Source organism: Streptomyces durocortorensis (assembly GCF_016901035.1).
GTDB classification, from domain to species: Bacteria; Actinomycetota; Actinomycetes; order Streptomycetales; family Streptomycetaceae; genus Streptomyces; species Streptomyces durocortorensis.
In genome coordinates, this window is sequence record NZ_JAFEUF010000229.1 from 4,916 (window position 1) to 10,655 (window position 5,740).

Annotated in this window: 5 protein-coding genes and 1 pseudogene; 2 read left to right on the forward strand and 4 right to left on the reverse strand. The window is 69.7% G+C overall.

What is annotated here, in order from left to right; all coding sequences use genetic code 11:
- Positions 1 to 231 precede the first annotated feature (231 nt).
- Together JS521_RS29170 and JS521_RS29175 are read right to left on the reverse strand one after the other, a co-directional pair.
- Complete coding sequence (locus JS521_RS29170; protein ID WP_205085943.1) at positions 232 to 546, reverse strand: hypothetical protein; 315 nt, start codon at positions 544 to 546, stop codon at positions 232 to 234.
- A 197-nt stretch (positions 547 to 743) separates the two neighbouring features.
- Positions 744 to 1,202, reverse strand: coding sequence for a winged helix-turn-helix transcriptional regulator (locus tag JS521_RS29175; RefSeq protein ID WP_205085944.1), 459 nt, complete (start codon positions 1,200 to 1,202; stop codon positions 744 to 746).
- A gap of 109 nt (positions 1,203 to 1,311) precedes the next feature.
- On the opposite strand from JS521_RS29175, the gene JS521_RS29180 reads away from it, so the two are divergent.
- Both JS521_RS29180 and JS521_RS29185 read left to right on the forward strand, forming a co-directional pair.
- Positions 1,312 to 2,469, forward strand: coding sequence for an MFS transporter (locus JS521_RS29180; protein ID WP_205085945.1), 1,158 nt, complete (start codon positions 1,312 to 1,314; stop codon positions 2,467 to 2,469).
- A 53-nt stretch (positions 2,470 to 2,522) separates the two neighbouring features.
- A pseudogene (locus JS521_RS29185) lies at positions 2,523 to 2,765 on the forward strand (helix-turn-helix domain-containing protein); the annotation flags it as partial.
- Here the strand turns inward: JS521_RS29185 and JS521_RS37570 are convergent.
- Positions 2,657 to 2,899 carry a transposase gene (locus JS521_RS37570; protein ID WP_205085946.1) on the reverse strand — a complete coding sequence of 81 codons (243 nt, stop codon included), beginning with the start codon at positions 2,897 to 2,899 and terminating at the stop codon, positions 2,657 to 2,659. The pseudogene JS521_RS29185 and the gene JS521_RS37570 overlap by 109 nt on opposite strands.
- A 134-nt stretch (positions 2,900 to 3,033) precedes the next feature.
- Positions 3,034 to 5,740: SDR family NAD(P)-dependent oxidoreductase (locus tag JS521_RS29195; protein ID WP_205085947.1), on the reverse strand; the 2,707-nt coding region annotated here is incomplete at its 5' end.

A 5,740-nucleotide genomic window follows, 5' to 3' on the forward strand; every position in this document is an offset into this window, starting at 1 on the left:
CCGCCGGCCCGACCTCCTGCTCCCCCCCCCCCCCCCCCCCCCCGGGGCCCCGGGCCCCCCCCCCCCCCCCCCCCCCCCCCGCCGGGCCCGCCCCCCCCCCCGTCATCGCCACCGCCCCTTCGTCGTCAGGGTGCGGTGCCACGGGGGAAGCACCGCACCCTGGGCAACAGCGTATCCGGATCACCGCCCGCCGGGGCGGTCTTTCGCCCGTCTCCGGAGCCCTCGCCGCGATCAGATTCCGGCGTTTCGCAGCTGCTTGAACGTACCGACCCGCGCCGACCATCCCCGCCCCTCCGGCACAGGCTGCCAACCGAGGAGCGAGTCGGGAGTGATGCTGTCGGGCCAGATCATGTAGCCGAGCATCACCGGCTCACTGCCCGCCGCGTGGGCGGCATCGAAGGGGAAGGCGGGCCAGTCGGGCCAGTGCGTGAGGTCCTTCTCCGCGAGGAGTTCACTGCTGCCGTCGCGCACCACGCGCAGGATGTAGCCGCTGTCCGCGGGCGCGCATATGGCCGTCAGGTCCCGGCGGGCGCTCTCAGTCGTCATGTAAAGACGCCAGCTGTTGCGGGCTGGGAGGTTGTTGACGGTGGTGGCGTGGGTCCACAACTGTCGGGCGGGTGCTCCACGCAAGCTGCGCTGTGGCCCGACCAGACGCTGATATCCGCCATCTCGCGGTTGCCCGGCGCCGATGGCCGGCCATGTCGCCGCCCGCTGGGGGGGGTGTCAGATGGCTCCCCCCGCAGTCAGTGCTCGTGCCGCACAGAGGTCGTATCGATGTCCACGGGCCTGCCGTGCACGTCGACAGGACGGAGCTCCGGGAGCGGGAGACCGCTTTCATCCACGAGAACTGAGTGCGTTTCAGCTGGTGCGAAGGCGTGCCGTTCACCCCACTGACGCGCGGCCACGATGACGGCGAAGAGATCCCGGCCCGCATCTGTGAGGGCGTAGTTCTGCCGCCGCCCGGTCGGGGCGGTCTGCCGCTCGAGGATTCCTCGTTCGATCAGGCGTCGCAGGCGATCGGTGAGGATGTTGCGCGCGATTCCGGTGCGGTGCTGGAAGTCGGTGAACGCGCGAGCGCCGTCCATCGCGTCGCGAATGATCAGCAGGCTCCATCGGTCTCCGACCAGGTCGAGCGTGCGTGCGACGGGGCAGGCGGGGTCGGTCCAGGACATCCCCTCGGCACCGGGCGCCGTGCGAGCCATGACTCCTCCTGAAGAGTTGCGGATCGAAACCATTCTGCCGTACCTTCATTTTGGTTGCAATTTGCTACTGATTGGAGGTGTGTCAGTGAGTCTCACGTCTGGCCGGAGGATGCTGTTCGCCGTGATCTGCGCGGTCGCGGTCGCGACGATCTATGTGGCGCAGCCCGTACTGGCCCAGATCGGCGGTGACCTGGGCCTGCCGGAAGCCGACTTGGGATGGATCGTTACCACGGGGCAGCTCGGCTACCTGATCGGCCTGGCCCTCCTTGTCCCGCTGGGGGACATGTTCGACCGGCGCAAGCTCATTGCCGGGCACCTTCTCCTCGCCGCGGTCGGCACGGCTCTGGCCGCAGCCGCTGCCCGACCATGGCTCCTGCTTGCCGGTCTGGCCCTCGCCGGCCTGTTCGCAGTCGTCGTCCAGACCACGGTCGCCTTCGCCGCCGACCTGTCCACCGCAGCCGAACGCGGCCGCACACTCGGAGCCGTGACCTCCGGCGTCATCATCGGCATCCTCGGAGCGCGCGTGCTCGCCGGCTGTCTCGCTGCCCTCTGGGGCTGGCGCAGCATCTATGCGGTGTTCACCGTGCTCCTCCTCGCGCTCACCGGCTTTGTGCTGAGGCTGCTGCCATCTGACCCGCGCGACGGCCGGGCCACGTATGGCGCGGTGCTGATCTCACTGGGGCGCCTGTTGTGTGAGCGCCTGTTCGTATCGCGCGGACTGATTGCGTTCTTCCTGTTTGCTTCCTTCGGCACGCTGTGGAGTGGCCTGGCTCTGCCGCTCGCAGCCGAGCCCTGGCATCTGAGCACGGCCCAGATCGGTCTCTTCGGGATCGCCGGGCTCGCCGGGGCGCTGGGCGCCTCCCGAGGCGGGCAGGGGGCCGACGCCGGCCGCGCCAGCGTCATCACCGGCGGTGCACTCGCGCTCCTGGCCGCGTCATGGCTGGCGACCGGACAAGCGTCCTGGTCGCTCTGGCCGGTGATCGTCGGCGTGATCGTGCTCGACTTCGCGGTGCAGGCAGTGCATGTCAGCAATCAACACCTGCTCACGGCCGCATACTCGCACCGGACGAGCAGCGTCATCGGTGGCTACATGCTCTTCTACTCCCTCGGCTCCGCCGTCGGAGCAACCGGCACCACCGCGGTGTACTCGGCCGCGGGGTGGGCTGGATCCAGCCTTCTCGGCGCCGCCTTCGCCCTCTGCGCACTCCTCGTCTGGGCTCTCAACCGACACGCAGCCGCCGACACGCGACGAGACGTACTCGTGTGACTGCCTCGTCCTGTCCCGCGCAGCCCCGCCCCATAAGGAAGGCGACTCAGTACATGACCCATGCGAACGCACCGTTGTCCGCAGAGGGAAGACGCCGGTTGATCGAGCGGTGCCAGACGCGGCCGATCGCTCATGTCGCCGCAGAAATGGGCATCTCCCGTGCCTGCGCGTCGAAATGGGTCAACCGCTACCGCCAGCACGGTGAACTCGGTCTGCTGGACCGTTCCTCCACGCCTCGACGCCAGCCGACGGCGACCAGCTGCGACGTCGTGGCCACGATCGAGACCCTCCGCCGGGCCTGCCCTTGCCAGTTCCGCAGCGTCTGCGGGTTGATCCCCAGACCGGAGGCGACCGACCTGACCGTCGCCTCCGGCCGCGACTCGTACAGCGCGACCGCGTCCGCCTTGAACTCCGACGGACCATTCTTCATGACCACGAGATGCCCGTCCTCAGATCCTCAGGACCCGGTGTCTCGTGTGCCCAACATCCGGGCTCAAGGCCCTTTGAGCCAGGCCCCGTTCTCGTGGACGAAGCCGTTCGGGTCGTTGCGCTGCTCCGCTGTGGTCATTCACGTGCTCCGTCGCCGAGCTGGTCGCGGATCAGGCTGATCAGCTCGTCGTCGTCGGCGGCCTGGATGCGGTCGGTCGCGGTGTTCTCGGCAGCCGGCTGGTCGGTGGTCCATTTGTCGAGGAAAGCCTGCAGGCGGACGGTGACCCGTGCCTTGGACAGTCCGTCCGGCGGTGAGTCGGCCATTGCTGCTTCCAGTGTGTCCAGTGCCCCGATGAGTGGCTCGATGTCGGTGGCCGGATCGGCGCCGGGCAGCGTGGCGTGCAGGTGGTCGGCGAGGGCGGCCGGTGTCGGGTAGTCGAAGACGATCGTCGACGGGAGCGGTGTGCCGCACTGGCGTGCCAGCAGGTCCCGGAATTCGACGGCGGTCAGCGAGTCGAAGCCGAGGTTCTGGAAGGGGCGCGTGCTGTCGATCTGCTCGTGGGCGGCGTAGCGGAGTACGACGACCAGTGCGCTTCTGATCACCTCTGTCAGTTCGGCCAGGCGTTCGGGTGTGTTCAGTGTGGCGAGTCGGGCTCGTAGGCCGGTGTCGGCTTCTTCCTCGGTGGGTGGGTCGGTCGGTGCCAGGGCGTTGGTGGCCTCGGGCAGTTCGCGCAGGAGTGGGCTCGGCCTGCTGGAGGTGAACGCCGGGGTGAACCGGGTCCAGTCCACGTCGGCGACGGTCAGGTTCGTTTCGCCGGCGTCGATCGCCTGTGCCAGTGCGGCGATCGCGAGGGACGGGTCGAGTGGTGCGAGGCCGCGGCGGCGTAGGAATTCTTCCGCCTCTCCGGTGACTGCCATGCCGGCGTCGGCCCAGGGGCCCCAGGCAACCGAGGTGGCGGCCAGGTTGTGGTTGGCGCGGCGCTCGGCGAGCGCGTCCAGGTAGGCGTTGCCGGCGGCGTAGAGTGCTTGGCCGCCGCTTCCCCAGGTGGCGGCGATGGAGGAGAACACGACGAAGAGCTCCAGGTCGGCGCCTTCGGTGAGCTCGTCCAGGTGGGTGGCGCCGAGCATTTTGCCGTCGGTGATCTTCGTGATGTCCGTGAGTTGGGTGGTTGCCACCGGGCCGGATTGGGCGACGCCGGCTGCGTGGACGATGCCGATCAGGGGGCGATCGGCCGGAACGGCGGTGAGCAGTTCGGTTACCGCGTTCCGGTCGGCGACGTCGCAGTGGGTGATCGTGGCGTGTGCGCCGAGGGTCCTCAGTTCGGCGATCAGTTCGTCGGCTCCGGGTGCCTGTGTGCCGCGGCGGCTGGTGAGGAGCAGATGCGATACTCCGCGTTCGGCGAGCCATCGTGCGACCGAGGCGCCCAGTGCGCCGGTGCCGCCGGTGACCAGGACCGTGCCTGGCCGGGAGGGTGTCCAGGCCGGTGCGGCGGGGTCGGGTCGGTCTGCTCGAACGAGGCGGCGGGCGTGGAGTCGGCCGTTGCGGAGGGCGAGTTGGTCTTCTTCCGTGTCGCCGCGTAGTGCGGCGGCGAGTTGGGTGAGGTCGTGGTGGCCGTCGGCGGGGAGGTCGATGAGGCCGCCCCAGCGGTGTGGGTGTTCCAGCGCTACGGCCTGTCCGAAGCCCCACAGTCGTGCGTGCTCGGCCCGGGTGATGTGGTCCGTCGCGTCGATGGCGACGGCGCCGCGGGTCAGGGTCCACAGCGGGGTGGTGAGTTCGGCGTCGCCGAGGGCTTGGACGAGGGTGAGGGCGACTGCAAGTTCGGCCTGGTGGCCCGCCGGGTGTACGACTCCGCGGAGGTTGTCTGAAGCGGCTGCGGCGAGTTGGGTGGCCAGTTGGCGCCGGTCGGGGTGGGTGGCGTCGATCGTCAGGGGCAGGACGTCGGCTCCGGCGGTACGCAGTGCGTCTTCGATGTCGGTGCTGTTGTCGTCGCCCGTCTCGGTGACGAGGAGCCAGGTGCCGTCGAGGGTGGCGGCGGGGGTGGTGACCGGGGTCCATTCGACCCGGTAGCGCCAGTTGTTCACCGCTGCGTGCTGCTGTGACTGCCGTCGCCACGACGAGAGTGCCGGAAGGACCTCGGCCAGGGCCTCCGGTGGTGCGGTGAGCCGGAGGGTGCTGGCGATCTCCGTTGCGTCCTGGCGTTCGACCGCCGCCCAGAACCGGGACTCGCCGGGGGCCTCGGCCGGTGCCGGGGCCGGGGTTGTGTTCGCCGGCTCGGGCCAGTACCGGTCGCGCTGGAACGCGTAGGTGGGCAGTGTGACCTGTCGGCCGTGTGCGGGTATCGCCGCGGTCCAGTCGACGTCGGCGCCGACGGCCCACATCCGGCCGAGGGCGACCCACGCCGTGCGCACCTCGTCGCGGTCCCGTCGCAGGACGGGGGCGAAGGTGCCGGTTGCGCCGGACTGGCGGGTCATCGCGCACAGCACTCCGTCGGGGCCGACCTCGACGAAGCGGGTGACGCCGTGTTCGGTCAGCTGTCGTACGCCGTCGGCGAATCGGACGGTTTCGCGTACCTGACGGATCCAGTAGTCGGGTGTGGTCGGGTCGGCGCCGGCCATGGCGGGAACGACGGGGATGCGGGGTTCGGCGAAGGTCATCGGCTCGACCGTCTTCGCGAATTCGGCGAGCATGGGTTCCATCAGGGCCGAGTGGAAGGCGTGGGACACCGTGAGCCGACTGGTCCTGCGGCCCTGGGCCGACCACTTCTCGGCGAACTCCTCGACGGTCTCGGTGTCGCCGGAGACCACCACCGAGGTCGGACCGTTCACCGCGGCGATGTCCAGG

Coding starts and splice junctions, on each gene's coding strand:
- JS521_RS29170 (WP_205085943.1), bottom strand. CDS start 546: ATGACGACTGAGAGCGCCCGCCGGGACCTGACGGCCATATGCGCGCCC.
- JS521_RS29175 (WP_205085944.1), bottom strand. CDS start 1,202: ATGGCTCGCACGGCGCCCGGTGCCGAGGGGATGTCCTGGACCGACCCC.
- JS521_RS29180 (WP_205085945.1), top strand. CDS start 1,312: ATGCTGTTCGCCGTGATCTGCGCGGTCGCGGTCGCGACGATCTATGTG.
- JS521_RS37570 (WP_205085946.1), bottom strand. CDS start 2,899: ATGAAGAATGGTCCGTCGGAGTTCAAGGCGGACGCGGTCGCGCTGTAC.